At 69.6% G+C, this 26,461-nt stretch carries 20 protein-coding genes and 4 pseudogenes; 6 read left to right on the top strand and 18 right to left on the bottom strand.

The genetic code is table 11. The annotated features are described in order from the left end of the window. Positions 1-180: 180 nt before the first annotated feature. Positions 181-2,686 (top strand): annotated as a pseudogene (gene ligD / locus FU658_RS16045) (DNA ligase D). Between the two features lie 28 nt (positions 2,687-2,714). After that, the gene (gene ku, locus FU658_RS08845) at positions 2,715-3,758 is read left to right on the top strand and encodes a non-homologous end joining protein Ku (RefSeq protein ID WP_147891748.1); all 1,044 of its coding nucleotides are present in this window, start codon (positions 2,715-2,717) and stop codon (positions 3,756-3,758) included. A gap of 343 nt (positions 3,759-4,101) precedes the next feature. Here the strand turns inward: ku and FU658_RS16040 are convergent. From FU658_RS16040 to FU658_RS08830, 4 genes and pseudogenes are all read right to left on the bottom strand, one after another. Next, positions 4,102-4,215 (bottom strand): annotated as a pseudogene (locus tag FU658_RS16040) (DNA topoisomerase IB); the annotation flags it as partial. Positions 4,216-4,250: 35 nt separating this feature from the next. Further along, a pseudogene (locus FU658_RS08840) lies at positions 4,251-4,829 on the bottom strand (DNA topoisomerase IB); the annotation flags it as partial. 83 nt (positions 4,830-4,912) lie between these two features. After that, on the bottom strand, positions 4,913-6,232 hold the full coding sequence (locus tag FU658_RS08835; RefSeq protein WP_147891747.1) for a ferredoxin reductase family protein: 1,320 nt from the start codon (positions 6,230-6,232) through the stop codon (positions 4,913-4,915). A gap of 4 nt (positions 6,233-6,236) precedes the next feature. Next, entirely contained in the window at positions 6,237-7,127 is an 891-nt protein-coding gene (locus FU658_RS08830; protein ID WP_147891746.1) for a cytochrome c oxidase assembly protein, read from the bottom strand. Positions 7,128-7,220: 93 nt separating this feature from the next. Here FU658_RS08830 and FU658_RS08825 point away from each other — a divergent pair, with 93 nt between their 5' ends. Then, positions 7,221-7,673: a CopD family protein gene (locus FU658_RS08825; protein ID WP_187266019.1), complete on the top strand. Its 453-nt coding sequence runs from the start codon at positions 7,221-7,223 to the stop codon at positions 7,671-7,673. A 14-nt stretch (positions 7,674-7,687) separates the two neighbouring features. On the opposite strand, the gene FU658_RS08820 is transcribed toward FU658_RS08825, so the two are convergent. The 12 genes and pseudogenes from FU658_RS08820 to FU658_RS08770 all read right to left on the bottom strand — a co-directional run bounded on the left by FU658_RS08820 (position 7,688) and on the right by FU658_RS08770 (position 20,569). After that, positions 7,688-8,206, bottom strand: a complete 519-nt coding sequence (locus tag FU658_RS08820; RefSeq protein ID WP_147891744.1) for a DUF2231 domain-containing protein — start codon at positions 8,204-8,206, stop codon at positions 7,688-7,690. A gap of 24 nt (positions 8,207-8,230) precedes the next feature. After that, positions 8,231-8,605 carry a hypothetical protein gene (locus tag FU658_RS08815; RefSeq protein ID WP_147891743.1) on the bottom strand — a complete coding sequence of 125 codons (375 nt, stop codon included), beginning with the start codon at positions 8,603-8,605 and terminating at the stop codon, positions 8,231-8,233. A gap of 10 nt (positions 8,606-8,615) precedes the next feature. Further along, positions 8,616-10,972 (bottom strand): annotated as a pseudogene (gene ctaD / locus FU658_RS08810) (cytochrome c oxidase subunit I). Positions 10,973-11,157: 185 nt separating this feature from the next. Beyond that, positions 11,158-12,165, bottom strand: coding sequence for a cytochrome c oxidase subunit II (coxB, locus tag FU658_RS08805; protein ID WP_187266018.1), 1,008 nt, complete (start codon positions 12,163-12,165; stop codon positions 11,158-11,160). 144 nt (positions 12,166-12,309) lie between these two features. Further along, positions 12,310-14,922 carry an HWE histidine kinase domain-containing protein gene (locus tag FU658_RS08800; RefSeq protein WP_147891741.1) on the bottom strand — a complete coding sequence of 871 codons (2,613 nt, stop codon included), beginning with the start codon at positions 14,920-14,922 and terminating at the stop codon, positions 12,310-12,312. Further along, positions 14,919-15,494 carry a biliverdin-producing heme oxygenase gene (locus FU658_RS08795; RefSeq protein WP_147891740.1) on the bottom strand — a complete coding sequence of 192 codons (576 nt, stop codon included), beginning with the start codon at positions 15,492-15,494 and terminating at the stop codon, positions 14,919-14,921. Before FU658_RS08795 ends, FU658_RS08800 begins: the two co-directional genes overlap by 4 nt. 217 nt (positions 15,495-15,711) lie before the next feature. After that, a complete protein-coding gene (xth, locus tag FU658_RS08790; RefSeq protein WP_147891739.1) occupies positions 15,712-16,497 on the bottom strand; it encodes an exodeoxyribonuclease III in 786 nt (261 codons plus the stop codon). Positions 16,498-16,506: 9 nt separating this feature from the next. Continuing rightward, the gene (locus tag FU658_RS08785; RefSeq protein WP_222708390.1) at positions 16,507-17,292 is read right to left on the bottom strand and encodes an amidohydrolase family protein; all 786 of its coding nucleotides are present in this window, start codon (positions 17,290-17,292) and stop codon (positions 16,507-16,509) included. Next, positions 17,289-17,672, bottom strand: a complete 384-nt coding sequence (locus FU658_RS14750; protein WP_222708389.1) for an amidohydrolase family protein — start codon at positions 17,670-17,672, stop codon at positions 17,289-17,291. The genes FU658_RS08785 and FU658_RS14750 overlap by 4 nt, the downstream gene beginning before the upstream one ends. Before the next feature lie 113 nt (positions 17,673-17,785). After that, positions 17,786-18,079 (bottom strand): TonB-dependent receptor, encoded by a 294-nt coding sequence (locus FU658_RS14425; protein ID WP_187266017.1) that lies wholly within the window; start codon positions 18,077-18,079, stop codon positions 17,786-17,788. Further along, positions 18,055-18,900: a TonB-dependent receptor domain-containing protein gene (locus FU658_RS08775; RefSeq protein ID WP_187266016.1), complete on the bottom strand. Its 846-nt coding sequence runs from the start codon at positions 18,898-18,900 to the stop codon at positions 18,055-18,057. Before FU658_RS08775 ends, FU658_RS14425 begins: the two co-directional genes overlap by 25 nt. Next, positions 18,836-20,569 carry a TonB-dependent receptor plug domain-containing protein gene (locus FU658_RS08770; protein WP_147891736.1) on the bottom strand — a complete coding sequence of 578 codons (1,734 nt, stop codon included), beginning with the start codon at positions 20,567-20,569 and terminating at the stop codon, positions 18,836-18,838. The genes FU658_RS08775 and FU658_RS08770 overlap by 65 nt, the downstream gene beginning before the upstream one ends. A gap of 309 nt (positions 20,570-20,878) precedes the next feature. Between FU658_RS08770 and FU658_RS08765 the strand changes: the two genes are divergently transcribed. The 3 genes from FU658_RS08765 to ltaE all read left to right on the top strand — a co-directional run bounded on the left by FU658_RS08765 (position 20,879) and on the right by ltaE (position 23,718). Next, positions 20,879-21,940, top strand: a complete 1,062-nt coding sequence (locus FU658_RS08765; RefSeq protein WP_147891735.1) for a hypothetical protein — start codon at positions 20,879-20,881, stop codon at positions 21,938-21,940. Positions 21,941-21,954: 14 nt separating this feature from the next. Further along, positions 21,955-22,629, top strand: coding sequence for a type 1 glutamine amidotransferase family protein (locus tag FU658_RS08760; protein WP_147891734.1), 675 nt, complete (start codon positions 21,955-21,957; stop codon positions 22,627-22,629). Between the two features lie 75 nt (positions 22,630-22,704). Then, the gene (gene ltaE / locus FU658_RS08755; RefSeq protein WP_147891733.1) at positions 22,705-23,718 is read left to right on the top strand and encodes a low-specificity L-threonine aldolase; all 1,014 of its coding nucleotides are present in this window, start codon (positions 22,705-22,707) and stop codon (positions 23,716-23,718) included. Between the two features lie 3 nt (positions 23,719-23,721). On the opposite strand, the gene FU658_RS08750 is transcribed toward ltaE, so the two are convergent. Together FU658_RS08750 and FU658_RS08745 are read right to left on the bottom strand one after the other, a co-directional pair. Then, positions 23,722-24,222, bottom strand: coding sequence for a hypothetical protein (locus FU658_RS08750; protein WP_147891732.1), 501 nt, complete (start codon positions 24,220-24,222; stop codon positions 23,722-23,724). 76 nt (positions 24,223-24,298) lie between these two features. After that, on the bottom strand, positions 24,299-26,344 hold the full coding sequence (locus FU658_RS08745; protein WP_147891731.1) for a M3 family metallopeptidase: 2,046 nt from the start codon (positions 26,342-26,344) through the stop codon (positions 24,299-24,301). Positions 26,345-26,461 lie beyond the last annotated feature (117 nt).

Below are 26,461 nucleotides of genomic sequence, written 5' to 3'. Positions count from 1 at the left end.
TGGCGGGTGTGAACACACCACGGAACGGTTCAGGCACCTGAGCCGGGCCCTGCCCGCGGCGCATCGGAAAAATTCACGTTCGTGGTCGTAGGATGGAATTCCGACGCAGGGAATCCGTCGCGCTTGGAGTCTTGCGCTGGCGGTCTGCGCACGGTCTGTCGCCAGGGAAGAGGGACGGCCATGAGCCTCGAGGTCTATTCGAGAAAGCGTGATTTCTCCCGGACGCGCGAGCCTGCGCCGCGGGCCCCGGGAATGCGCACCGGTCGCAGCGTCTTCGTCGTGCAGCTTCACCACGCCAGTCGCCGCCATTACGACTTCCGGCTCGAGGTCGACGGGCTGCTGCGCAGCTGGGCGGTGCCCAAGGGGCCCAGCCTGGATCCCAGGGTCAGGCGCATGGCGGTCGAGGTCGAGGACCATCCGCTCGACTACGCCGACTTCGAGGGCGAGATCCCGCGGGGCGAGTACGGGGCCGGAAAGGTCGCGATCTTCGATCGCGGCACCTGGAGCACCGATGGCGATGCGGTCGAGCAGCTGGCAGAGGGCCACCTGCGCTTCGATCTGGCCGGAGACCGGTTGCGGGGCGGATGGCACCTGGTCCGCACCGGGCCAGCGGGCCGCAAGTCGCGCTGGCTGCTGTTCAAGGACGACGACCGCCATGCCGGTCCGGTGGAGGCCGACGACCTGCTCGACGAGGCGCCAGCGCGCCGGCCGTCGATGGTGGCACGCGGCCGGCGATGCACGCACTGGCGCAAGGCGGCCCTGCAACTGTCCGGCGCCGTCGTGGTCGACGATCCCCCGGGGCCGGTCGAGCCACAGCTGGCGGCGCTGCGGCGGCGTGCGCCGATGCGTGGCGACTGGGTGCACGAGATCAAATGGGACGGCTACCGGATGCTGGTGGCGGTCGATGGCGGCGAAGTGCGCATCTGGTCGCGCACCGGACAGGAATGGACCTCGAGGATGGCGTCCGTGGTGTCCGCCATCGAGGCGGTCGGAATGGAGGACGCGCTGCTGGACGGGGAAGTGATCGTGGGCGGCGGCCGCATCGAGGACTTCAACCTCCTGCAGAAGGTGCTGTCCGGGGAAGCCAGTGCACCTCTGGCCTATGTCGCCTTCGACCTGCTGCGCATCGACCATGTCGACATCACCGCCGCACCGCTGCGCCAGCGCAAGGCCCTTCTCCAGAGCGTGCTCGACCGTGCGCCGGCAGGGGTTTCCTTCAGCGCGCACATCGAGGGAAAGGCGTGCGAGGCGTTCGAACTGGCGGTCAAGGAATCGTTCGAGGGCATCGTGTCCAAGCGCGCGGACCAGCCCTACCGGCCTGGCCGTGGGGACGACTGGATCAAGCTCAAGGCCGTCGCCAGCGAGGAATTCGCCGTCGTCGGCCAGCTGCCGGTGCGCGGCAGCGACGGCCGGATCGGATCCCTGCTGCTGGCCGCGCCCGATCCCACGCACGGTTGGCGCTATGCCGGACGCGTCGGCAGCGGGTTCACCGATGCGCAGTTGGCCACGCTGGCCACCAGGCTCGCGGCCAAGCAGGTAGGGGAGCCGACCGTGCATGTGCCCGGCCACCAGCCCGAACTGTCCCGGGCCCGATGGGTGCCGCCTGCGTTCGTGATCGAGGTGTTCTCGCGCGGCATCAGTTCCAGCGGCCTGCTGCGACAACCTTCGTTGAAGGCCTTGCGACTGGACAAATCCGCGGCCGACCTGGCCGGAGGCAAGCCGATGCCGACCGACGCGGTGCCGCCCACCCCGGCCGGCAAGCGCGCCACGAAGCGGAAGGCCGGAGGCAAGGCGGGCGGAAGCAGGGTGGCCGTTTCCAATCCCGACCGGGTGCTGTATCCCGACGACGGCTGGACCAAGGCCGACGTGGCGGCGTTCTACCGGACGGCGATGGACTGGATCCTGCCGGAGGTGCGCGACCGCCCGCTTTCGGTGTTGCGCTGCCCGGGCGCATCGGTGAGGAATGCTTCTTCCAGAAGCACCGCCGGCGGGCGTGTCACGGGTGGACCGGGTGCGCATCGAGGAGACGGACGGCGGGCGCGAACCGTATATCGTCGTGCGCGACGCCGAAGGCTTGATGGAACTGGTGCAGTTCGGTGCGCTGGAGTTCCACCCCTGGGGTGCGACCGACGCCGACCCCGGGTGCGCCGACCGGCTGGTGTTCGATCTCGATCCGGGGCCTGGCATCGCCTGGCGCGCGGTCGTGGACGCCGCGCGCCAGGTGCGCGACCTGCTGGCCGAGGCCGGGTTGCAGTCCTTCGTGCGCACCACCGGCGGCAAGGGCCTGCACGTGGTCGCCCCGTTGCGGCCGGCCAGTCCCTGGGATAGCGCCAGCGCATTCGCGGCCGCCTTCGCCCGGACGATGGCGCTGATGCAGCCCAGGCGCTACGTGGCCACCGCCACGCGAAGCAAGCGCGAGGAACGGATCTTCATCGACCACTTGCGCAACCGGCGCGGTGCCACCGCGGTGGCCTCGTTCTCGCTGCGCGCCCGCCCGGGGGCGCCGGTGGCGATGCCCTTGCGCTGGAACGAACTTGGGCGCATGGAGGGTGGTGCGCATTTCGACCTGCGTCGTGCCGGACTGCGTCTGGCACGGCTCAAGAGCCATCCCTGGGAAAACTGGCGGGACCTGCGCCAGGGCCTGGGGCCGATCGAAGACCTGCTGGACGGCCACCTCGAACCCTGACCCCACCCCTGCTTGATGGAGACTCCCCATGGCACGCCCGATCTGGACCGGCAACCTTTCCTTCGGCCTGCTCAACGTGCCCGTGGCGCTGATGGCCGGGGAACGCAAGGTGGACCTCAGCCTGCGCATGCTCGATTCGCGCGACAACACGCCGATCCGCTACGAGCGGGTCAACGCCGACACGGGTGAGGAGGTCCCCTGGGGCGACATCGTCAAGGCGTTCGAGTACGAGAAGGGCAGCTACGTCGTGATCGAGAAGGAGGACATCGCCTCCGCCGCCCCGGAGCGCCACGAGTCGGTCGATATCGAGGCCTTCGTCGACGTTGGCGAACTGGGCCCGAGGAGCTTCGACAAGCCCTACATCCTGGTACCCGGGAAGAAGGCCGAGAAAGGCTACGTGCTGCTGCGTGAAACACTCAAGGAAACGGGCAAGGCCGGTGTGGCGCGGGTGGTCATCCGCACCCGCGAATACCTGTGTGCCGTCGTACCCGAGGACGATGCGCTGGTGCTGATCCTGATGCGCTACCCGCAGGAACTCGTCGATCCAGCCGACTACGCGCTCCCCGACAAGGCACCGTCGGAATACAGGATCTCCAAGAAGGAGATCGAGATGGCCAAGTCGCTGGTCGAATCGATGTCCACGCCGTGGTCGGGCGACGACTACCGGGATGATTTCCGGGACCGCCTGGCGGCCATCATCCGCGAGCGCGTGGAGTCCACCGGGTCCAGTGCGGCAGTCGACGAGGAGGTGGCGGTGCCCGACGATGCCGCCACCAACGTGGTCGATTTCATGTCGTTGCTAAAGAAGAGCCTGTCGGAGAACAAGCGCACACCCGCGAAAAAGGCCGCGCGGACGAAGGGCCCGGACAAACGCGGCACGAAGCAGGCCGCCTCGAAGAAACCTGCCCCGAAGAAGCCCTCCGCGAAGAAGTCCGCGACCGCGAAACGCGCCCCGACGAAGGCAGGTACCGGGAAGTCCACCGCGAAGAAAGCGGCTTCGAAGAAGTCCGCAGCCACCAAGGCCCCGGCGAAATCGCGGGCATCGACCGCAAGCAAGCGCAAATCCGCCTGAGGCTGGCCGGGTCCGGGTCCGCGCGGCCGTTCGCGCCTACGCCGCTTGTTCCAGCAGGCGCAGCAGGCGCTGCTCGTCCGCACCCAGGCCACGCGGCGCCCCCCGGAGCCCGCCGTCCCAGGCGGCGCTGCAGCTCCTTGGCCGGCAGGTCGACCAGGGCCAGCACCAGGGGGTGGATGTAGGACGAGCGGCAGATCGCGGGCGTGTTGTGCAGGCGCTCGGCCGCCGCGCGTGTCAGCGACTTGATGGTCAGGGGCGGTGGCCCGCGTCGGGCCTCGGCGACCGCGGCCACGCTGCCCGCCCAGGTTCGAAAGGTCTTCGCGCTGACGCCCTCCGCGCCGACGACCTCGGCCAGGTAGGCGTTGACCTGCTGGGAAGTGACCGGGCGCACCTTGCCCTCGTCGTCGACCCAGGTGAAGAACTCGCGTCCGGGCAGGTCGTCGACCTTCTGCAGCACCCGGTGCAACTGCCGGTCGCGCACGTCCGCTGCACCCGCTTGCCGCCCTTGGCCTGGAAGCGCAGCCTGACGCTGCCGTCCGGCCGAACGTCGACGTGGCGTGCGCGTAGGGTCGTTGCACCGAACGTACCGCTGCGCCGGGTGTGCCGACGGCTGCCGACGCGCAGGTGGGCGTGGTCGAGCAGCAGCACCAGCGCCGCGACGCTGAAGTCCGCCTCGCCCGGCGGCCCCTCCAGGTCCTGCCGAACCCTGCGCCGAAGTGCGGGCAGCGCCTTCCCGAACGCGAGCAACTGGTGGTACTTCACCTGCGCACGCCATTCGCTCCAGCGCGGGTGGTAGCGGTACTGCTTGCGGCCGGCCGCATCCAGGCCGGTCGCCTGGATGTGACCGAGCGGATCGCTGCAGATCCACACGTCCGTCCAGGCCGGGGGAATCCCCAGGGCATCGAAGCGTTCCCGTTGGGCCGCGCTCCTGACCGGCTTGCCGTCGGCTGCAACGTAGCTGAAGCCACCGCCCCGGCGACGACGACGGATGCCTGGCTCGGTGTCGCTGACGTGGCGCAGCGCCGGCCGGGGGCCGACCGGCGGCGGGGTGCTCAGCCGGCGAAGAGCCATGCCGTACCCAGCGCCACAACCAACAGCACCAGACTGGCCGCCGTCGCGAGTCGTTTCGCCTGAATGTGCAGCATGGGTCCCTCCTAGACCAGGTCGAAGCGTTCGGAATACAGCCTCAGGGTGTCGAGGCCGCGTGATTTGAGCGCCGGCTCGACCTTGTCCATCAGCGGTTGCGGCCCGCAGACGAAGTAGTCGATGTCGTCGGCGTCCGGTGGCAGCTCCTGCGCGAGCAGCTCCTCGTCGATATAGCCGGTGGCGCCATCCCAGTCGTCGGAAGGCTCGGCCAGCACGTGCACCAGGGTCAACGGCATCTCGCCGGCCAGGTCCTCCAGGGCCTCGCGGGCGACGATTTCGCCCTCGTCGTTGTTTCCGTAAAGCAGCCACATCGGCTGTGAATGGCCGCGCTCGCGGCAGGCGCGCAGCATCGAGAGGATCGGGGTGATGCCGATGCCGCCGGCGATGAACACCGCGCGGCGGTTGGCCTCGACATCGATCGAGAACACACCATAGGGGCCCTCGAGGAAGGCACGCGTGCCGGGCTCGAGGTCGGGGAGTGATCCGGTGAAGTCGCCCACCTGCTTGGCAATGAACTCCAGCCGGGTCGGGTCGGTCGGTGAAGAGGCCATCGAGAAGGGGTGCTGCTGCAGCGAGAACGGCGTGCCGCCGACGGTCAGCCACGCGTACTGGCCGGCCCGGAACTGCATGCCGGCGTGGCCGTCGGCTCGCAGCACCAGGCGCGTGGATTCCGCTCGACGCTCCTCGATCTCGACGATGCGCCAGGGTCGGCGGCGCAGCCGCCAGGGTCGCCACAGGCGGGTTTCAATCAGCAGCGCCAGCGGCACTCCGACCACACCGACCAGCATCAGCTGGGTCGGCAGTCCCGCCGTGTGGTGGGCGCCCATCAGCGCGTGGGCAAGCCCGCCGGCGACGACCAGCAGCGACAGCGCGGCGTGGATGGTGCGCCAGGTTTCGTATTGCAGGCCCAGCGACACGCGCCACAGCGAGGTGACGGCCAGCACCGTGGTGCCCAGCAGCAGTGCGGCCATCGTCAGTGCGCGCAACAGGTCTTCGCGGGGATCGAGCCACGCCAGGAAGGCGCTGTCGCCCAGCATCAGCAGGATCGGATGCGCCAGCACCAGCAGCCAGCCGAACACGCCGGTGTTGCGGTGGAACTGCAGCAGGTTGTCCTGCCCCACCCCCGCGGCGAACCAGCGGTGCCGGCCAGAGATCACCAATTGGCCGGCCAGCACCCCCAGCCCCAGCAGGCCGAGCATCGCGCCAGCCTCCACCAGCAGCTCGCGCGGCGGCGGGCGCGAGCCCAGCATCGCCACCGCCATCGGCAGCAGGGCCAGGCCCAGGTAGGCCAGCAGCCACGCGAAGATCCTCAGGGTCGAAACCGGCATTGCTTCATCCTTGTTGTCCACGGGGGCCGGGCGTGTGGCGTTCGTTGCGCGCCAGCCAGGCCGCCACCAGGGCCACTCCGCCCACCAGGTAGGGCAGGGCCGAGGGCACCCACATGATCAGTCCGGCCAGCTGCTGGTCCTCCAGCGCCGAAAGGCCCAGCTGTGGCACACGTTCGAAATACCATGGATACAGGGGCCGCGACGCGAACACGAGCAACGCCGAGAGCAGGCCCATGTGCAGCATCGTCGCGATGATCGCCGTCACTGCGCTGCCTGCCCCCAGTGACGGCTCGCGAAGGCTGCGCAGCAGAGCGGCCCAGAACAGCAGGCCGGCCACAAGGAAGCACAGGTGCATCGCGTAGTGCACCAGCTCGTTGCGCAGGGCCAGTTCCATCGCCGCCGGCAGGTGCCAGCCCCACATGACCGCTGCCTGCAGAAGGGTGACCAGCGTCGCCCCGGTCAACACGCGCCAGGTGCGCCGGCCGGCGGGTCCGCGCAGCGGCGCACTGATCGCGCGTGCACCCGACGAGGGCAACGCGGCCAGCCACACCGCGCCCGGCAGCCCGGCCAGCAGCAACGGTGGCGCCAGGGCCATCAGCACCATGTGCTGCGCCATGTGCGCGGCCAGCGACCACGCGCCGAGGGCATCCAGCGGCCACACCATCGCCAGCCCCAATGCCAGCCAGCCGCAGAAGAACGAAAGGGCCTGGCCGCGGCCGACGCCGCGACCGAAGCCGTGGCGCCACAGCTGGCGCAGTCCGAGCAGGTACAGCAGCAGGCTGGCCGCCCACAGCGGCGTCAGCCACAGGTCCGCGCTCCATGCGTGGGCCAGGTCCGGCGGTGCGTCCGCATCGGGGGCGTGCGCCAGCGCCGGTGCGGCAAACAGCAGCCCCATCAGCGCGATTGCCGAAACCGGCGCCCGACCGGTTAGGCTGTAGCCGCGTGCACCGATCCGGCTCGGTGCGGCGGAATGCGACACGGAGGCGCGATGTATTTCTGGCTGAAGTTCTTCCACATCGCGGCAATGGCGATCTGGTTCACCGCATTGTTCTTCCTGCCCCGGCTGTTCATCGCCAGCGTCCATGCCGACCGGCCCGGGGGGCGGGGCGAGGACGAGAAGCCGCGCCTGAACGCGATCGGCAAGACCCTGTACTTCGGTGTCATGACCCCGGCCGCGGTGATCACCGTCGTGCTGGGCATCGTGCTGATCGCCTACGGGTTCCAGGGCCCCTGGCTGCCGGCGAAGCTGGCGCTGGTCGCGCTGGCGGTGATGCTGCACCTGTACTTCGGCCAGCTGCTGGTCGACCTCAGCCATGGACACACCCGCCACACCAGCGCGTTCTACCGCGTGCTCAACTGGCTGCCACTGCCGCTGTTCCTGGGCATCGTCGCGCTGGCGGCGGCCAAGCCCGGTGCGCTGCCGCCGCTGGGTGGCGTGTAGGGCGGCGCGGGCACTCATTCGCGCACCGGGTCCTCGGGCTTGTCGTCCTCGTCCGCATCGTCGTCTTCCGCCTCGTGGACATAGGTGCCGATGCCGTGGCGGAAGGTCAGCGTGCCGCCCAGCCAACCGGCGAAGCCCAGCACCACCAGCGTCGCCACCGAGGTGAACAGTCCCCAGGGCAATGCACTGCCCACCGGGTCGTCCAGGCGCAGCATCAGGTTGGTGCCGGCCAGTGACAGGGTCATGATCGCGGCGATGAAGTGGCTCCACCCGGCCACGTGCTGGCGCACCGCGCGCACCAGCATGAAGTCGAGCGTTCCCAGAACCGAGGCCACCACGCCCATCGCGAAGCCGACCACGATCATCCAGAACGCGACCAGCGCCCAGAACGCGTCGCCCAGCCACCAGAACGCCAGGTCGGCCAATGGCACGAAGCCGAGGAAGGCAATCGGGAAATGCACCGTCATCGGGTGCAGCGGGTGCTGGTTGAAGGCGACCTTGCTGGGTATCGGCTTCTCGTGGGGTCGGGCCATCGTCAGTCCTTTCAGTGCGCGCGCTCAGGTCGCGCAGGGGTCGAGCAGCAGGATCGGCAGCGCGATCATCAGCGTCCCGGCGATCGCGAGCAGGGCCAGGATCAGCATCACCATGCCGAGGAAGCGCTGCCGCTGCCCGGCCTCGCGCCCGTCGCCGGAAGGGTTGTTTTCCCGCCATCCGACCCATCCGCGCCACGCGCACCAGGCCATCAGCGCCACCGCCACCGCGGTCGAGGCCAGCATCCACAGGCTGAGGTGGTTGATGCCGGCGAAACGGCGCGTGTGCCAGCCCGCATCGCAGCCCACGCCGGTCAGCGCATAGACCAGCACGAACCACGCGGCCCAGATGATCATCGCCGTGATCACGCCGACCAGGCTGCGGTTGTTGGCGAAGGCCATGGCGTCCTCCTCAGACCACGCGCGGGAACAGGTGCACCAGCAGCAGGCCGACCAGCCAGAGGCCGGTCGTGTAGTGCCAGAACAGGGTCAGGACGCGGAAGTCCAGCGGCCGCTGTGCGCTGGCGATGCCACGGCGGCTGCGCAGCCACACGAAGACCGCCATCAGCAGCGCGGCCAGCGCATGCACGCCCTGGTAGCCCACCAGCACCCAGATCAGCGAGGCGTAGGCGTGCACCTGCGGCGCCTGCCCGTACTCGAGCAGCGTCGCCGCCTGCGTGCCAAGGAAGGCCAGCAGCAGGCCGAAGGCCAGCAGCAGTCCGCCACGGGCCGCCAGCGGACGGTCGGCCGCATTGCGTCGACGGGCCCAGTGCGCCGCCGCGCTGCCTGCCAGCAGGACCACCAGCCCCAGCGCCGGCCAAAGCAGGCCCGGCAGGTCGTGGCCGGGCGGTGGCCACACATCGGCCGACAGCCACAGGTAGAAGTAGGCGAACACAAGGGAGCCGTACAGCGAGGCATCGACAAGCAGGAACATCGCCGTGCCCCACCAGCCCGGCGCGTCCGGGCTGGCCGACTGGGTCGGCAGCGTCAGCGGCTGGGCACCGTCGCTGCCGGCATCGACCATCGTCGCCACACCGGCGTCGCCGGTGGTCCAGATCCACCACCACAGCATCGCGATCGTGCCGATGAAGGACGCCGCCGCAGCCCAGTACCAGCCGGCGATGAAGAACGCGAGGACGCCAACGATGGTCAGCGCGGTGAACAGCGGGATCGGCGTGGAGTCCGAGAGCGTGATGACCTGTTCGGGCTTGCCCGCCTTGAGGCTGGTGCCGAGGGTTTCCCGCCGGCCACGCGGCGCGCCCGCCAGGAAGCCGCGACCCTCCAGCAGTTGCTCCGCGATCCCGGGCCGCTCCCAGAGCGGCTCGCGCTCACCCACGCTCGGCAGCGACACGAAGTTGTAGCTCGGCGGCGGCGTCGGCATCGCCCATTCCAGCGTCGAGGCCTTCCATGGGTTGAAGCCGGCGCGTCGCCCGTGGCGCCAGGCCAGCCACACATCGACGCAGAACGCGACGAAGCCCACCGCCAGCAGGAAGCCCGCCGCGGTCGAGACCAGGTTGAGCCACTGCACGTGGGCGCCGAGTTCGGCGGAGTAGGTGTAGGCACGGCGCGGCATGCCCAAAAGGCCGGTGAAGTGCATCGGCAGGAAGGTCAGGTTGAAGCCGATGAAGAGCAGCCAGAACACCATGCGCGAGAAACCGTCGTGCGGCATGCGCCCGGTGACGTGCGGCAGCCAGTAATACACGCCGGCGAACAGCGGGAACAGCAGCCCGCCGATGACCACGTAATGCAGGTGGGCGACGATGAAGTGGGTGTCGTGCACCTGCCAGTTGAACGGCACCAGTGCCACCATCACGCCGGTCAGGCCGCCGAGGACGAAGATGAAGAAGAAGCCGAGGATGAAGCGCATCGGTGGGCGCAACTGCGGCTTGCCGGCCCACAGCGTGGCGATCCAGGAGAACACCTGCACGCCCATCGGGATGGCGACCGCCATCGACGCGGCCGAGAAGAAGCTCAGCGCCAGCAGCGGGATGCCGATCGTGAACATGTGGTGCACCCACAGCCCGAAGCTGAGGAAGCCCGTGCCGATCACCGCCAGCACGATCCAGGTGTAGCCCACGATCGGACGCCGCGCGAACACGGGGATCAGCGTCGAGACGACGCCGGCGGCCGGCAGGAAGATGATGTAGACCTCGGGGTGCCCGAACAGCCAGAACAGGTGCTGCCACAGCAGTGGCGTGCCGCCACGCGCCACCTCGAAGAACACGAAGCCGAACGCGCGCTCGATCTCCAGCAGGATGCTGGCCAGGATCAGCGGCGGGAAGCCGAACGCGATCATGAACGCGGTGATCAGCACGTACCACGCGAACAGCGGCATGCGCTGGATCGCCATGCCGGGCGCCCGGGTCTTGAGGATCGACACGATCAGCTCGATCGCCGCGGTGACCGCGGCGATCTCGGCAAACGTCACCCCAAGCAGCCAGAAGTCCGGCCCCTTGCCCGGCGTGTACTCCGTGCCGCTGAGCGGCGTGTACATGAACCAGCCGCCGTCGGGGGCGCGCCGAAGAAGAAGCTGGAATACAGGAAGATGCCGCCGAACAGGTAGCACCAGTAGCCGAACGCGGTCATGCGTGGATAGGGCACGTCGCGCGCGCCGATCATCTTCGGGATCAGGTACAGCGCGAAGCCTTCCATGACCGGCACGGCGAACAGGAACATCATCGTCGTGCCGTGCATCGTCATGAACTGGTTGTAGAGCGCATGGTCGAGCACGGTCTGGTCCGACCAGGCCAGCTGCAGGCGCATGAACATCGACAGCATGCCGCCGATGAGCAGGAACACGATGCCGGTGGCGACGAAGCGCAGGCCGATGGTGGAGTGGTTGACCGCGGTCAGCTGGCCCAGCAGGCCCGGCGCGTTGCGCCAGGTGCGCTCCAGTGCCGCGCGCGGGGCCTGTGACGCGTCGGGCATTTCCAGGGAGTCCTCGGGCGTGGTGCTCATCGCTGCTGCTCCAGCAAGCGCGCGATCGCTTCCACGTCGGCGTCGTCGAGCCGGCGCTGCGCCGGACCCAGGCTGCCCGGCTTCATCCTCGCACCGTGATCGGCCAGCCACGCGCGCAGCGCCCCGGGCGTGTTCGCCGCAGCGCCGGCGCCCACCGTGGGCCGCTCGGCGAAGTGCGCCAGCACCGGACCGGTGCCGCCCTCGGCGGGCCGCCCGCCCAGGGCGTGGCAGCCGGAGCAGCCGAGTGCATCGAATCGTGCCAGGCCCGGCCCCGATGCGTCCGGAGCCACCGCACGCGCACGCCGCCAGCGCTCGAACTCATCGGCTTCGGTGGCGATCGCGATGAAGCCCATGCGCGAGTGCTGCGCACCGCAGAACTCCGCGCACTGCGCCCGGAAGCGCCCGGGGCGCGAGGCCTCCAGTCGCAGCGTGTTCGAGCGCCCGGGGATCATGTCCACCTTGCCGCCCAGGTTCGGGATCCAGAAACTGTGCACCACGTCGGCGCTCTCGATGACGAACTCCACCGGCACGCCGACCGGAAGGTGGAGCTCGTTGGCCGTGACCACCTCGGGCGCATCGGCGGTGGCCGGGTAGCGCACCTCCCACCACCACTGGTGGCCGGTCACCTCGATGACCAGCGCATCGTCGCTGGCACGGGTGATGTCGCGGCCCACGAGCGTGCCGAACACCACCAGGGCAGTCAGCACCAGGGTCGGGAACACCAGGCCGGCCCCGACCAGGAAGGGGAGGTGCGGGAGCCGCGCCTTGCGCTCCGGGTCGCGGAACATCGCGTAGAGCACCAGGCCCATGACCAGCGCGAGGATGGCGCCCGCCCCCCAGAACAGCACCCACCATGTGGTGGCGATCGAGTCGGCCACGGGGCCGTGCGGGTCCAGCGCGGACTGCGTGCCGCTGCATGCGGCAAGACCCGGCAGGGCGACCAGGAGCAGTAGAAAGCAGGCGGCCGGGCGCTCGCGTGCCGAACGAACTGCAGGCACGCGCATTGTCGGCCGATTCCGGAGCATTCCCTGTCCTGTGTCGATGACTGCCGCCGGCGGCGGCGGTCATCGAAGTTAAGCACCCCGGGGCGTCAGTGCAAACCTTCGCGCTGCTTCACGCGACGCTCACGGGAGCGTCGCGGAGGTGGATCAGTTCACTGCATCCGATCCGGGGGCCACGTGCGGGCCGTCCCCGGCGTCCGGCGGGCGCGCTCCGATCGCCAGCCGCAGGGACTCCGACAGGGAATCCGGGGTGAAGGGTTTGCGGATCACCGGTACGCCGGCGTGGTTGCGCGGGATCATCGCCCGGTCGTGGTAGCCGGTGGCGAACACGAACGGCGTGCCGCGGCTGTGCAGTGCGTCGGCGATCGCCAGCGAGGTTTCGTCGCCCAGGTTCACGTCGAGGACCGCCGCATCCACGCTCACGTGCGACAGGATCTCCAGCGCGTCCACGACGTTGCCGGCCACCTCGACCTGGGCCGCCCCCAGCCGCTGCAGCACGTGTTCGGTGTCGAGCGCGATCAGCATGTTGTCCTCCACCAGCAGCACGGTGGGCTGGCCCGCGAGTCCGCCCGACGGGGCCTTGATGGCCTCGGTGGCGCGGTCGTCGACCGTGTCCACGCGCAGGTGGTCGCCAGGCAGCGAGAACACGGCATGGACGCCCTCCGGCAGGTAGTCGACCTTGACCTCGCCGCGCAGTTCGAACGGGATCGAGCGGCGGATCAGGGTGGAGCCGAAACCTTCGTGATGGGGCGGCTGCACTTCCGGCCCACCGCGTTCGGTCCACTCGATGTGGCAACACTTCTCCTCGTCGACGCGCCAGGCCACGCGCAGGTGGCCTGTGTCGACGCTCAGCGCGCCGTACTTCACCGCGTTGGTCGTCATCTCGTGAAGCACGAGTGCCAGTGCGGGGCCGGAACGATTGTCCAGCACCACGGGCGGGCCCTCGATCTCGATGCGTCGCTGCCCCTGGCGGTAGGGCATGAGTTCCGATTCCACCAGGGCGCGCAGGCGGGCCTCGTTGTTGCTGCGCGGGGTGATCTGGTCGTGCGCGAAGGCCAGTGCACGAATGCGTCCCTCGAGGTTCTCCACGAACTCGTGGAGGTTCTCGGCCGAATCGTGGCTGCTCATCACCAGCGACTGCATCAACGCCAGCAGGTTCTTCACCCGGTGGTTGAGTTCGGCGACCAGCAGGCCCTGGCGCTCGCTGGAGATGCGCTGCTGCTCGCTGTTCGCCTCGGCACTGCGCAGCACGTGCTCCAGCAGCGCCACGCGCAGCCGCTCGCCAACGCGCAATTCCGCGTGGCTCCAGGCGGCCGACTGGCCGCGAACCTCCTGCTTCCAGGCCTCGAAGCTCCGCCGTGGCGAGAGCTTCCCGGTCTCGGGGTCGGTCTGGAACGGCGTGTTGGGATCGCCCGCCCAGGTGATGCTCCGTGGCAACTCGCGACGGAACAGCAACAGATAGTCGCCTGGTGTCGTCGACACCGGCAGCGCCATGACGCCGCTGCAGCGCTCGGCCCAGGCCGACGCCTCCGGCAGCAGGCTCGACAGCGCGTGCGTGGCGATGACCTCGCGCGTGCCCTTGGCCGCCAGTGCCTCCACCAGTGCCGGCAGCGCCGCGGCCGGCGGGGTGCTGCCTTCGCCCAGCCAGCGCCCGGCGATCCACGCGCCCACGCCATCACAGGGCACCATCCGGCGCAGCATGCCGAGCCGGCGCGCCAGCGCATCGGCCGGATTGGCGTCACGGCCCAGCGCATGTATCAGTTCCTCGTGCAGGACGCGGGCGCGGATCTCGTAGTCGCGGTCGCGCGCGTCTTCGCGCACGGCCACCTGCATCGAGAAGAACATCCCGAACAGATCGGCGGCCGATCGCATGTCCATCGGCACGCGACGCGCCGAGCGGTGGTGGCAGGCGATCAGCCCCCACAGGCGGCCGTTGCACATCACCGACACCGACATCGACGCCCCCACGCCCATGTTGCGCAGGTACTCCAGGTGCACGGGTGCGACGCTGCGCAAGCCGGTCTGGCTCAGGTCCAGCGGGCGACCCTGCTCGTCCACGCGGGGTTCGATCGGCACCGGCGTGTAGTTCGCGTCCTCGATGCAGCGCAGCCGATTTCGACGGTAGAGCTCGCGCGCCGGCTGCGGAATGTCGCTGGCGGGGTAGTGCAGGCCCAGGTAGCTCTCCATTCCGGAGCGGCGCGATTCGGCGATGACCTTGCCCGAGCCGTCGTGCAGGAAGCGGTAGATCATGACGCGGTCGAAGCCGGTCATCGCGCGCACCTGCTGGACCGCCCGGTCGTGGAACTCGTCGAGACCGGTGGTCCCGGCCAGTCGGGTGATCATGCCCTGCGCCAGCGCCAGCGGATCGTGTCCGCGCAGCGGGTTGGCCTCGTTGGGCTCGATCTCGATGTGCAGCAACGCGCCGCTGCGGTAGACACACACGTCGCAGCGCACCCGCTGCGTGCCCAGCTGGCCCTCGGCAATGCGCTGCTGGCTCCCCGGCTCCATCATCACGGTGGTGGCGGCATTGCCCAGCGAATGCATCAGCTCTTCGGGCAGCAGCGTGTCGAGCGACTTGCCGAGCATCGATGCGACCGGCATGCCGAGGAACCCGGCCACGTTCACTGAAACGTGGCGCACGATCCATCCGGGCATCGAGCAGGCGATCAGATAGCCATGCGGCTGGATCGCGCCGCTGAACTGGATCGGCGCGTTGTCGCAGTCGCGGTCGGCGGTCATGTGGTGCTGCCGGGAATTCATGCGTGTACCTCCATGGCGCAGCAACGGCTGCGCAGGCAGTCGCCGACCAGTTCGAAACCCTGGCGCGCGGTGTCTTCCATGCTGTCGAGCTCCGCAGGGCCGAGTTCGGCACCCTCGAGTTGCGACAGGTAGTCTGGCCACTCACGCGTACAGGCGGCGTGGTGGGTAAGGAACGCGCCACCACGACCGGCCGATACGCCAAGCGCGAGGGCGCGGGGCAGCAACTGGGTGGCGCCCAGGGCCGATCCCTGGATGACATAGCGCAGACCGAGGACCGCGCCGCGGTTGGCCAGGACCGGCACCGGTTGACGCTTGGCCGGGGCCAGGCCGATCGCGGACAGGTCGCCACGCAGCAGGCGTGCACTGGCCGGCTGCCGCCAGCCCGGTGCCAGGTGTTTGCGCGCCGCCTCGCGCAGGGCTTTCTCGGCGCAGGCGTGGAAGCGGTGCATGGCGGCGAGGAAGTGGCCGTAGCCCTGGAGGTCGTTGAACAAGCCCGAGCGCTCGATCATCTGCTCCACCAGCCCGTGCAAGGGTCCGGTCGCCGCCCTGAGTCGATCTCTTCGACAGTCCATTCGTAGGGCCTCCTTCGAGGCCGTGCCGAAAAGCAGGACGACCCTGTGTGTCTTCACTTTGAGTTGACACAATTTACAGAGGCGGCATGAACCGAGGTATTACTTTCCCATTAGCTCCATGTGAAATTCATTCATGTACGTGAAGAAATGGCCGGAAAGCGCGCTGCAAAAGGCTTCATGAGCATGAATGGATTTCAACGAGTGCGTTTCCTGAACGTCATTGCGCGGTGTTTTCTGCAATGTCGAGGTCCACCCAGACCGGGGCATGGTCCGACGGCCGCTCCCAGGTTCGCGGTTCGCGGTCGATTCCGCCGTCCCGCACCTTCGGCCTCAACGCCTCCGAAACCAGGGCCAGGTCGATGCGCAGGCCCAGGTTGCGGCGGAATCCCGCGGCCCGGTAATCCCACCAGCTGTAATGCCCGGCCTCGTCGTTGTGCAGGCGGAAGCTGTCATGCAGGCCCAGCCCCAGGAGCCGCTTGAGCGCATCGCGCTCCGGGGTGGAGCACAGGATCTTCTCGTGCCAGGCCTCGGGGTCGTGCACATCGCGGTCGTCCGGGGCGATGTTGAAGTCGCCGACCACCACCAGGCGTGGATTGCGGGCCAATTCGCCCTCGATCCAGGCAGTGACCGCGTCGAGCCAGCGCAGCTTGTATTCGTATTTCTCGTCGCCCACGGCCTTGCCGTTGACCACATAGAGATTCACCACGCGCACCCCGTTCACCGTGCCGGCGATAACCCTGCGCTGGGGGTCCTCGAAACCGGGGATGTCGCTCACCACGTCCTCGATCGGGCTGCGGCTGAGAAGCGCCACCCCGTTATAGGTGCGCTGACCGGAAAATACACTGCGATAACCCGATTCCACGAGTGCGGTGTCGGGGAATTTCAGGTCCTCCAGCTTGGTTTCCTGGAGCCCCACCACGTCTGGCTGCGCGGCCTTGAGCCAATCGCCCAGGTGGGGCAGGCGGACATTCAGGGAATTGACGTTCCACGAGGCGATCTTCATCGCGACAGTCTAGCCGAGCGAATGCGCGTGCAGCCTTCCCCGGGCAATCGTGGCACGGACCGCCAGGCTGTCGGGATCGAGCAGCAGCACATCGGCGTCGGCCCCCACCACCAGCCGGCCCTTGCGCTCCAGGCCCCAGATCCGGGCGGGCGATGCGGTGGCGGTGGCCAGGGCGTCGGCCAGGGACACGCCATGCCCGTGGACGGCCTCGGTGATCGCCGCATGCAGGCTCTCCACGCCGGCCTCCTGCAGGCCGCGAAGTTCGCCGTGCTCATCGAAGTCGGGCAGGCTGGCCTGGCCATCCGAACTCAGGCTGATGCTCATCGCATCGATGCCGTCGCCCAGCAGCTGCGCCAACGCCCGGGCTGCGGGCACGTCGCCGGCCTGGATCAGCTCCGGCGTGGTGGAGGTGGTCAGGTCGACGTTGCCGCCGCGCGCCACCCAGTCCGCAGCCTCGCCCAGCAGCCGTGCGTTGCGGTTCATGTGCGTGGGCAGGAACTGCCCGGCCGGCACCTGGTGGCGCTCGCACACCTCGCGCAGCAGCGCCAGGCCATCCGCGCCATCCCCCAAGTGCACCAGCACGGTGCCGCGCTTGCCTGCCAGCATGCCGCCCACGCGCGCGTCGGCGGCGATGCGCGCCAGCTCGTCCACGCCGGGCTGCGAGCCGCGGTGGTCGGCGATCGCGATCTCGCCCACGCCGATGAAGTCGGGCAGCAGCACCAGGTCGTCGCGCAGGCTGCCGGTCAGCGTACGCACCGGCACCCGGTAACTGCCGGACAGGCACCAGGCGCTCAATCCGTGCGTGCGCAGTGCCCGTGCCGATGCGAGCAGGTCGCGTGGCTGCGGGTCACGTCGTCGGTGCCCAGGGCGCCGATCAACGTGGTCACCCCGGCGCGCACCGCGTCTTCCCAGCGCAGCGCCCGCGTGCGGGTCGCGAAACCCCCTTCCCCGCCACCGCCGCTGATGTGCACCAGGCTGTCGACCAACCCGGGGCAGGCAATCATTCCGCCGGCATCGATGCGGCGGCATTGGAATCCTCGACCGGGCTCGATCGACTCGCCGATCGCCACGATGCGTCCCCCCGCCAGCAGCAGGTCGCGCTTCCCCAGCAGGGCGGGGGAATGGATCGTGGCGCCGTGGATGAGCAGCGGCAGGTGGGCGTCGGATGGCGGCATCGGGATTCCGTTGGCGGCCGGGCCGCGGTTCCAGGAAAAAAACGGGGCGGTACAGCCTACCGCCCCCAGCACCGGCAGCCCATGCGGGCCGCCGGGACAGGTCACCGGGGAAATCAGTAGCGGTAGACCCAGTTGAGCGTGTAGAAGCGGCCCAGCGTGTTGTGGTTGAACAGGTCGACGTTCGCCGCCGAGCCCAGCGCCACCGGTGGGTCGCGATCGGCCAGGTTGCGGATCGTCAGGCCGAGCGTCTGCCGCGCGCTGACATCCCAGTCGATGTTGAAGTTCACCAGCGTCCAGGAGGGAATGCGCCGCCCCTCCGGTACCTCGGCGCGCTGGTCGTCATCGAAGTAGCCATGCACGTAGTTGGCCCACAGCCGCGACGTCAGGCTGCCGTGGCTCCAGCGCAAGCCGGCGTTGGCGGTCCACTCCGGGAAACGGAACTCGCCGACCCGTTGCACCAGGCGCTGGCCTTCGACGCAGCTGCCCGCGCACGGCGGGTCGTGGATTCGGTCGGGGAACACGACTCGCTGCGCTCGAAGGAGTTCACCCAGGTCAGGTCGGTGTAGAAGCTCAGGCGGCCCCAGCCGCGCTCGACGAAGCGGTGGTCGAAGGCCACGTCGACGCCATCGGTGCGCTGGCGGCCGACGTTTATGAGCTCCAGGAACACATCGTCGATCGGATCGCCGATCTGGCCGCCGCGGGTGCCGATGCCCACGGTACCCGCCGGCGGCCGGTCGCCGCGGCTGTCGAAGACCAGGCTGGGATCGATGAGGGCGCGCCGGAACAGTTCCAGGTCGTCGATGTCGACCAGGTCGCGCTGGTCGAAGTTCCAGTAGTCCACGCGCAAGGTGGTTCGGTCGCCGAAGCTGAAGACCGTGCCCAGGTACCAGGCCTCGGCGGTCTCCGCACGCAGGTCGGGGTTGCCGTAGATCTCCGACAGGTAGCCGTCGTCACCCGAGAAGCCACCGCAGAAGCTGTCGAAGAACTCGCTGCCGGGCGAGCACGGCAAGGCGCCGGAACTCAGCGTCACGCCGGCGCCGACCTGTGCCAGCGACGGCGCGCGGAAGCTGGTGTTCCAGCCGCCACGCAGCACGAAGTTGTCGCCGGGCCGCCAGCGGAAGCTCACCGCCGGATTGAAGTCGCCACCGAAGTCGCTGTAGTGGTCATAGCGGCCGGCGACGCGCACGTCGAAGCTGTCGGCCAGCGGCAGGAAGGATTCGGCGTACACCGCCCACTGGTCGCGGCTGGCATCCACCGCGGTGAACCGAAGCCATAGACCGGCACGATGCCGGTGTCGGGGTTGGCCGTGGCCAGCGGCGAGGGCTGGTCGGACACTTCCTCCCGCCGCACCTCCGCACCCAGCGCCCAGCCGATGTCGCCCCCGGCCAGGCTGCCGGCGAAGCCGTTGAGCTTGCCGTCCCAGGCATACAGCGCGACACGCCATCGCGCGGCACGCGCTCGCGCAGCAGCGCCAGCACCGCCGGGTCCTGGCTGGCCTGGCCACCGAACGGGTTGTACCAGAGCCCGCCGCTGCCGGGGCTGCAATCGATGCCGCCGTCGGCGCACAACTCACCCTGCAGGCCGGCAAGGAAGCGGTCGCGGTTGTAGATGCCGGCGATGGCTTCCTGCTCGGAGCGGCTGCGCGAGGCGGTCAGCGAGGTCTCCCAGTCCCAGGCGCCGAACGTCCCGCGCAGGCCGTTGAGCACCCGCCAGTTGGTGGTGGTCACCTCCAGCGTGCGCGCGTCCGGGAATCGGCCGTAGGCATCCAGGGGAAAGCGGTCGTCGGCGCCCGCGGCGATCAGCCGCTCGCGCAGTTCCGCGGGAAAATCCGGGTGGCTGAAGGGCACCGTCTCGATGACGCTCCACGGCGCGGGGGCGCTGTTGGCCTCGGAACGGTTGCGCTGCAGCGCCACTTCGGCGAAATACTCGCTGCCGCCGTCGAAGAACAGCCCGAAGGTGCCGTAGGCACCGATGCGCCGGGCCCAGGGGTCGGTGGCGGTGTACTGGTTGCGGTTGAGCGCGCAGTACTCGCCGAAGCTGCCGCGCGGGAACCCGGGGCGGCCGTCGAAGCGCTGGTCGTCGGGGCAGGCGGCCTCCACCAGCTCCTCGTCCATGCCGAAAAAGTCGAGGAAGCTCGGGAACACCCCCTGCTGCGAGGGCCGGGGCTCGACCGCGGTGATCGCGCGGTCGCGGTCGTACATCGCGTTGCGCTGGAACGCATCGACCACCAGCATGCCGCGCGTGCGCTCGCCGCGGAAGCCGGTGATCAGGTTGGTGTACATCTTCGCCTCGTCGGTGCCGGCCTCGGAGTCGCCGTAGCTGGCCGACACCCGCACACCCTCGAAGTCCTCGCGCAGCACGAAGTTGATCACGCCGGCCACGGCATCGGCACCGTAGATCGCCGATGCACCGGTGGTCAGCACCTCGACCCGGTCGACCGCGGCCAGCGGGATCGCGTTGATGTCGATGAAGCTTTCCGAGCCGCTGGCGAACGAGGACACCGCCACCCGGCGGCCGTTGACCAGCGTCAGCGTGGCGCTCGAGCCCAGGCCGCGCAGCGAGGCAGCCGCCGATCCGGCCGGCGAGTCCGCCTGCAACGCGCCCGAGGACGTGGTGTTGAAGTTGCCGGTGCCGCCTGCGGTCTGGCTGATCTCGCGCAGCAGGTCGGCCACGTTGACCGCGCCGAGTTCGCGGATCTGCTCCGCGTCGATGATGCGCACCGGCTGGCTGTCCTCCAGGTCGATGCCGCGGATGTTGGTGCCGGTGACGGTGACGCGGTCGAGCCGGGTGGCGTCGTCGTCGGCGGGTTCGGGTGCGGTGGCGGTGGACTGGGCGAACGCGGCCGGCATGGCCAGCGTGGCCACCACGGCAAGCGCGAGCGGATGGAATCGATGCATGGTGAACTCCCCGTAGCACACGACGCCGCGCGGTGGCACGGCGGCATGCGGTGTTGCTGGCTTCTGGCGCCCTTGGGCGCTCGTGGCGTGTGCCCGGCGCGCACGGCGCGGGCAGGGGCTTACGGGGAAAGCCCTACTCGTCCCACCACTCGCTGAGGTAGTAGGTTCGGGTGATGTGCCGGATGTAGTTGCGCGGCTTGGACATCGTTCTACCCGGTGGGGACGGGCAAATGGATACTCCCGTCGTGGGCACGCCGTCAAGTGCCGGTGCTTGCCAATCGCACCTCCGGCGGACTAGCGTCGCCGGGCATGAACACTCTCGTCCTTCGCGTCATCGCCCTCGCCTTCCTGCTTCCGCCACTGCTGTGCAAGGCGTCCTCGCCGAGTGGAGGACCGGGTGATGTCTTCCTCGCCGGAGGCTCGCTGGGCACCTGCTCGGAGCTTGCTCCGAGCGCCTGCCTGGCACCGATGCCGGGGCGTCCGGATGCGCGTTCGGCCGCGCGCTTCGTCTTCGACCGGGAGGGTGTCGCGCGGGCCTTGTCGCCGCGGTTGTGGACCGCCGAGGGCGCGCCCGACGTAGCCGAAATCGAGGCCGTGCTCGGGCATGTGCAGCCGCGTGCCGGTGGCCGCGCGCTGTCCGCGCGCGAGGCCTCGGCCTTGCTCGAGGCGGTGTGCGTCGCGACGTCGCGAGGCGGGTTGCGCGCCCACCGCTGTCCGGCCGGCGATGCGCGCGCGCCATGGCATCGCATGCTCTCCGACGAGCGTTCGGCGCTGCTGGCCGTGTTCGAGCAGGCGCAGTTCGACGGCGGCATGCGCCGGGTGGAACGCGCCGAACCGGCCAACAGCCGCGCCGTCGGCGGCACGCGCGTGCTGCAGGCGTTCGTCGAGGCCGCGCGAACCCGCAGTGGACGCGAACGGCCACGCATCGCCTATGTCACTGCTTCGGCCTGGGACGTGTTCGAGCCGGTGGACTTCTACCAGTCCACGTTCGATGCGCTGGGTGCCGAAGCGATGTGGTGGCCGATCGATGCGGCGATGAATGCCGCCCTTTCCGGCGAGGCGCGCTGCGAGGAACTCGACGCGCTGCGCGAGCAGGAGCTGGGCCTGCCGGGTCGCGGGCGCATCTACCCCGACCTCGTGGAGGCACAGGCCCGCGCCTGCGCATCGCCCGAGGCCCTGGCAGGACTGCCCCTCGCGTGGATGGCGTTTTCTTCGCCGGCGGCGACCAGTGGCGGCTGCGGCGGGCACTGGTCGATGGGCACGACCGGCCAAACGCCTGGCTGGAGTCCCTGCGAGCGGCGAATGCGCGCGGTGTGGTGGTCGGCGGGACCAGCGCGGGTGCCGCGGTGCAGTCCGGCGGCGCGATGCTGAGCAACGGAGACCCCTTGCGAACCCTGTTGGCAGGTACCAGGCAGGCGCCGCCGCCGGCGCCGGGATGCGGCCGTGCCGGGCGCTGCCCATCCGGGCTCGACGAGGCCGACCTGACCTGGTGGGCCGCCGGGGGGACGGGCCTGCTGCCAGGCGTGAGCGTGGACACGCACTTTTCCGAGCGCGCCCGGGAGTTGCGCCTGGTGGCGCTGCTGGCGGCCAGCGACACGTCCGTCGGCATGGGCGCGGACGAGGCCAGCGCGTTGCGCGTGCAGGGGGGAAGCGACTGGCACCGGGTCGAGGCGATCGGCGAGGCGGGTGGCTGGGTCTTCGTGGCCGCCGAGGGCGGCCCTTCGGGGCTTGGGACCGACGCCTTCTACCTGGGTGACGGCACGGCCCTGTCGCGCAAGGCCGATGGTCCGGTGCTCGAGGGGGACGGCCTATCGGAATGCCTGGCGCGCGACGTGCTGCCGGCGATGTCGGCGGAGCAGTCCGACGACGCGCTTGCCGATGGTGCCCTGCGCAGCGTGGCGCGGCGGCTGGCCGCCTGCGGAGCTTCGGCATCGTCGCTGCCGGCGGCCAATGGCACGGTGCGTGTCCAGCGCGACGCGCGCACCCGGGTCAGCGTGCGCGGCGAACACATCGGCATCGGGCCCCTGCGCCTGGAGTGGCGGCCAGACGAGGCGCGCTAGTAATCCACCCGTGCGCCGGTCTATCCATCACTGCAGTATCGTCGTGGGTCCGAACCCATTCCGGATACCGGCCCCATGAGCGACTGGATCGACCTGCGCAGCGACACCGTCACCCGCCCCACGCCGGCGATGCGCGAGGCGATGCTGGCCGCCGAGGTCGGCGACGACGTCTATGGCGAGGACCCCACGGTCAACGCATTGCAGGAGCGCCTGGCCGGGGACCTGGGCTTCGAGGCCGCGCTGTACCTGCCCACCGGCACCCAATCCAACCTCTGCGCGTTGATGGCGCATTGCCAGCGCGGCGACGAGTACCTGGTCGGCATGGACGCGCACACCTACAAGTACGAGGGCGGCGGCGCGGCGGTTCTGGGCTCGATCCAGCCCCAGCCGATCCCACATGCCGGCGACGGCACGCTGCCGCTGGATGTCGTGGAGCGGATGATCAAGCCGGTCGATCCGCACTTCGCGCGCACCCGGCTGCTGTGCCTGGAGAACACCTGGCACGGCCGGCCATTGCCGCTGGACTACCTGGCGCAGGCGCGCGCGTTCTGCAACGCGAACGGCTTGTCGCTGCATCTCGACGGCGCGCGGGTGTTCAATGCGGCGGTTGGTTCGGGCGTCGGCGTGCGCGAGGTCGTGCGCCACTTCGACAGCGTCTCGGTGTGCTTTTCGAAAGGCTTGGGCGCGCCGGTCGGTTCGGTGCTGCTGGGCACGCGCGCACTGGTGGACGAGGCCGCGCGCTGGCGCAAGGTGACCGGCGGCGGCTGGCGCCAGGCCGGCATGCTGGCCGCGGCCTGCATGCACGCACTCGACCACCACGTGCAGCGCCTGGCCGACGACCACGCCCGCGCCGGACGCCTCGCCGAAGGCCTGCGGGCGGCTGGTGTCGACGTGGCCGACCAGCAGACCAACATGGTGTTCATCGACATTCCCGCCGGGCGCCTGGACGCCTTCCGCGCCCACGTCGACGCGCACCGCGTGCGGCTGTCGATCGGCTACCTGCCCCGCATCCGCCTGGTCACGCACCTGGACGTCGACGACGCGGACATCGACCGCGTCATCGACGTGCTCGGCGCATTCTCCGGCTGAGGCCTACTCGGCGCCCGGCGTCCGCTGGTCGAACATCGCCTGGTCGTTGAGGAACGGCATGCCCTCGGCGACGTGGCAGGCCATGCACGCATTGCGGCCCTTCTCGAAGCCGCGCCAGGCGCGTTCGACGTCGCCGGAGGCGAAGTCCTCCCCGACCTCGCGGGCAAAGCTTTCGGGGAAGTGTTCCTCGGCGCTGGGCTTGCGGCCCGGGCGCCGCACCACGCCCGACGCGATCGCATCGTCGAGCTTGTCCCAGTGGTACTGCGCCAGGTCGAGGTTGCTGCGCTCCAGCGCGGCATGGATCGCGCTCCAGCGCTCGCCGACTTCCCACATCGCCGCACTGAAGCCGCCGAACTGGTCCTGGACCAGTTCGGCGCGCTTGTCGGCGTCGGGTTCGTTGAGCAGCCAGTCGTTGGGCGTGGAGGAGGCGCCGTGGACCACGGCGATCGCGGCGGACGACAGGCCGGCGAAGACAAGGGCGGATACCAGGATGCGTGTACTCATCGGGCTGCTGCTCCTTCAGGGGTCCAGCCCCGACTAGACAACGGCTTGCCTGAACAGGACGCACACGCGGCCAGGTTCAGGCCGCTTCCAGTCCATAGCTGCGCAGCAGCGCGTCGGGCTGCGGCTCGCGCCCGCGGAAGGCCACGAAGCTGTCCAGCGCCGATCGCGAGCCGCCCACGGCGAGGATCTCGCGGCGGTAGCGCGCGCCGGTCTCGGCGTCGAACAGGCCAGCCTCCTCGAAGGCCGCGAACGCGTCCGCGCTGAGCACCTCGGCCCACAGGTAGCTGTAGTAGCCGGCTGCGTAGCCGCCGGAGAACACGTGGGTGAACGCGTGCGGAAAGCGGTTCCACGCCGGCGGGCGCAGCACCGACACCTCCTCGCGCACTTCCTCGAGCACCTCCATAGTGCGCGCGCCGCGGGCGGGGTCGAACTCCAGGTGCAGGCGGAAGTCGAACAGCGCGAACTCCAGCTGCCGCACCAGGAACAGGCCGGCGTGGAAGTGGCGCGCCTCGAGCATCTTGCGGTGCAGGTCCTCCGGCAGCGTCTCGCCGGTCTGCCAGTGGCGCGCGAACAGGTCCAGCGTCTCGCGCTGCCAGCAGAAGTTCTCCATGAACTGGCTGGGCAGCTCCACCGCGTCCCATTCCACGCCGCTGATGCCGCCGACGCTGGGCCAGTCGACCTCGGTGAGCATGTGGTGCAGCCCGTGGCCGAACTCGTGGAACATCGTGATCACGTCGTCATGCGTGAGCAGGCTGGGGCGGTCGTCGCCGGGTGGGGCGAAGTTGCACACCAGGTAGGCCACCGGATGCTGCAGATCGCCGTCGCGGAAGCGGTTGCGACACACGTCCATCCACGCACCGCCGCGCTTGCCGCTGCGCGCGAACAGGTCGGTGTAGAAGCCCGCGCGCACCGTGCCATCGGCGTCGAGCACGTCGTAGTAGCGCGCGTCGGGGTGCCAGGCCACCACGCCCTCGCGCGGTCGCAGGGTGATGTCGAACACCCGTCCGGCGATCGTGAACAGCCCCTCCAGCACCGCGTCGAGCGGGAAGTAGGGCTTGAGGTCCTCGTCGCTGAAGTCGAAGCGCTTCACCCGCAGCTTCTCGCTGGCCCAGGCCATGTCCCAGGGCTGCAGGTCATCGACGCCGAGCTCGGCGGCGGCGAACTCGCGCAGTTCCTGCACCTCGCGCTGGGCCACCGGCCGGGCCTTGCCGGCCATGTCGTGCAGGAAGCCCAGCACCCGCTCGGGCGTGCCGGCCATCTTGTCGTCCAGCGACACGTGCGCGGCGGAATCGAAGCCCAGCAGCTGGGCCGACTCGTGGCGCAGCGCCATGATCCTGTCGATGCGTTCGGCGTTGTCGAAGCGGCCCGCATGCGGCCCCTGGTCGGAGGCGCGGGTGGAGAACGCGGTGTAGAGCGCCTGGCGCAGACCGCGATGGTCGGCGTAGGTCAGGATCGCCTGCACGACAGGCCCCTTGAGGGTGGCCATGTGGCCCTTCTCGCCCTTCTCCTTCGCCGCCTGGGCCAGCATCGCCAGCGCCGAGTCCGGCAGGCCGGCCAGCTCGGTCTTGCTCAGCTTCTTCGACCAGGCGTCGGTGGCGTCCAGCACCGCTTCCTCGAACTCGGTCTCCAGCCGCGTCAGCTCGGTCTGGATCGCCTTGAAGCGCGAACGTTGCGGTTCCTCCAGTGCCACGCCCGACAGGCGGAAACCGCGCAGGCTGTCCTCGACCAGCGCCTTGCGCGCCGCATCCAGGCCGTCGAAGTCGGGGCGGTCGCGCAGCGCCTGCACCGCTTCGTACAGGCCGCGGTTCTGGCCGACCTCGGTCGCGTGCTCGCTGAGCTTCTCCTGCGCCGGGTTGTAGGCCGCACGCAGTTCCGCGGAATCCCTGACCCCGTGCAGGTGGCCCACCGGCGACCAGGCCCGGGCCAGCCGGTCCTCGAGCTGCTCCAGCGGCCGCATCAGCGCCTCGAAGTCGCGCGCGGCGGTGTTCGCCGTCAGCGTATCGACCGCCTCGCGGTAGTCGGCCAGCAGTGTGTCGACCGCCGGGTTCACGTGTTCGGGGGAAATCCGGTCGAACTCGGGCAGTTCGGCGGTGCTCAGCAGGGGGTTGTCGTTTTTGTCCATCCCTCCTAGGTGGCGCGTGAAGGGCACTTATTCAAGGTCTGCCTCCCAACCTTGGTCACGCGATCACGGCGGCCGGATGCCGTAGGCTCGGGTCTTTTCGTCCCGGCCTTCACGCCC

Origin of the sequence: Alkalisalibacterium limincola, assembly GCF_008017755.1 — a bacterium.
Taxonomy (GTDB): Bacteria; Pseudomonadota; Gammaproteobacteria; order Xanthomonadales; family Xanthomonadaceae; genus Alkalisalibacterium; species Alkalisalibacterium limincola.
This window is presented reverse-complemented; position numbering and strand designations above follow the sequence as displayed.

Bases quoted from the DNA above. Each gene is read 5' to 3' on its own strand.
- ku (WP_147891748.1), top strand. From the start codon at position 2,715: ATGGCACGCCCGATCTGGACCGGCAACCTTTCCTTCGGCCTGCTCAAC.
- FU658_RS08835 (WP_147891747.1), bottom strand. From the start codon at position 6,232: ATGCCGGTTTCGACCCTGAGGATCTTCGCGTGGCTGCTGGCCTACCTG.
- FU658_RS08830 (WP_147891746.1), bottom strand. From the start codon at position 7,127: ATGGGGCTGCTGTTTGCCGCACCGGCGCTGGCGCACGCCCCCGATGCG.
- FU658_RS08825 (WP_187266019.1), top strand. From the start codon at position 7,221: ATGTATTTCTGGCTGAAGTTCTTCCACATCGCGGCAATGGCGATCTGG.
- FU658_RS08820 (WP_147891744.1), bottom strand. From the start codon at position 8,206: ATGGCCCGACCCCACGAGAAGCCGATACCCAGCAAGGTCGCCTTCAAC.
- FU658_RS08815 (WP_147891743.1), bottom strand. From the start codon at position 8,605: ATGGCCTTCGCCAACAACCGCAGCCTGGTCGGCGTGATCACGGCGATG.
- coxB (WP_187266018.1), bottom strand. From the start codon at position 12,165: ATGCGCGTGCCTGCAGTTCGTTCGGCACGCGAGCGCCCGGCCGCCTGC.
- FU658_RS08800 (WP_147891741.1), bottom strand. From the start codon at position 14,922: ATGAATTCCCGGCAGCACCACATGACCGCCGACCGCGACTGCGACAAC.
- FU658_RS08795 (WP_147891740.1), bottom strand. From the start codon at position 15,494: ATGGACTGTCGAAGAGATCGACTCAGGGCGGCGACCGGACCCTTGCAC.
- xth (WP_147891739.1), bottom strand. From the start codon at position 16,497: ATGAAGATCGCCTCGTGGAACGTCAATTCCCTGAATGTCCGCCTGCCC.
- FU658_RS14750 (WP_222708389.1), bottom strand. From the start codon at position 17,672: ATGCCGCCATCCGACGCCCACCTGCCGCTGCTCATCCACGGCGCCACG.
- FU658_RS08770 (WP_147891736.1), bottom strand. From the start codon at position 20,569: ATGCATCGATTCCATCCGCTCGCGCTTGCCGTGGTGGCCACGCTGGCC.
- FU658_RS08765 (WP_147891735.1), top strand. From the start codon at position 20,879: ATGAACACTCTCGTCCTTCGCGTCATCGCCCTCGCCTTCCTGCTTCCG.
- ltaE (WP_147891733.1), top strand. From the start codon at position 22,705: ATGAGCGACTGGATCGACCTGCGCAGCGACACCGTCACCCGCCCCACG.
- FU658_RS08750 (WP_147891732.1), bottom strand. From the start codon at position 24,222: ATGAGTACACGCATCCTGGTATCCGCCCTTGTCTTCGCCGGCCTGTCG.
- FU658_RS08745 (WP_147891731.1), bottom strand. From the start codon at position 26,344: ATGGACAAAAACGACAACCCCCTGCTGAGCACCGCCGAACTGCCCGAG.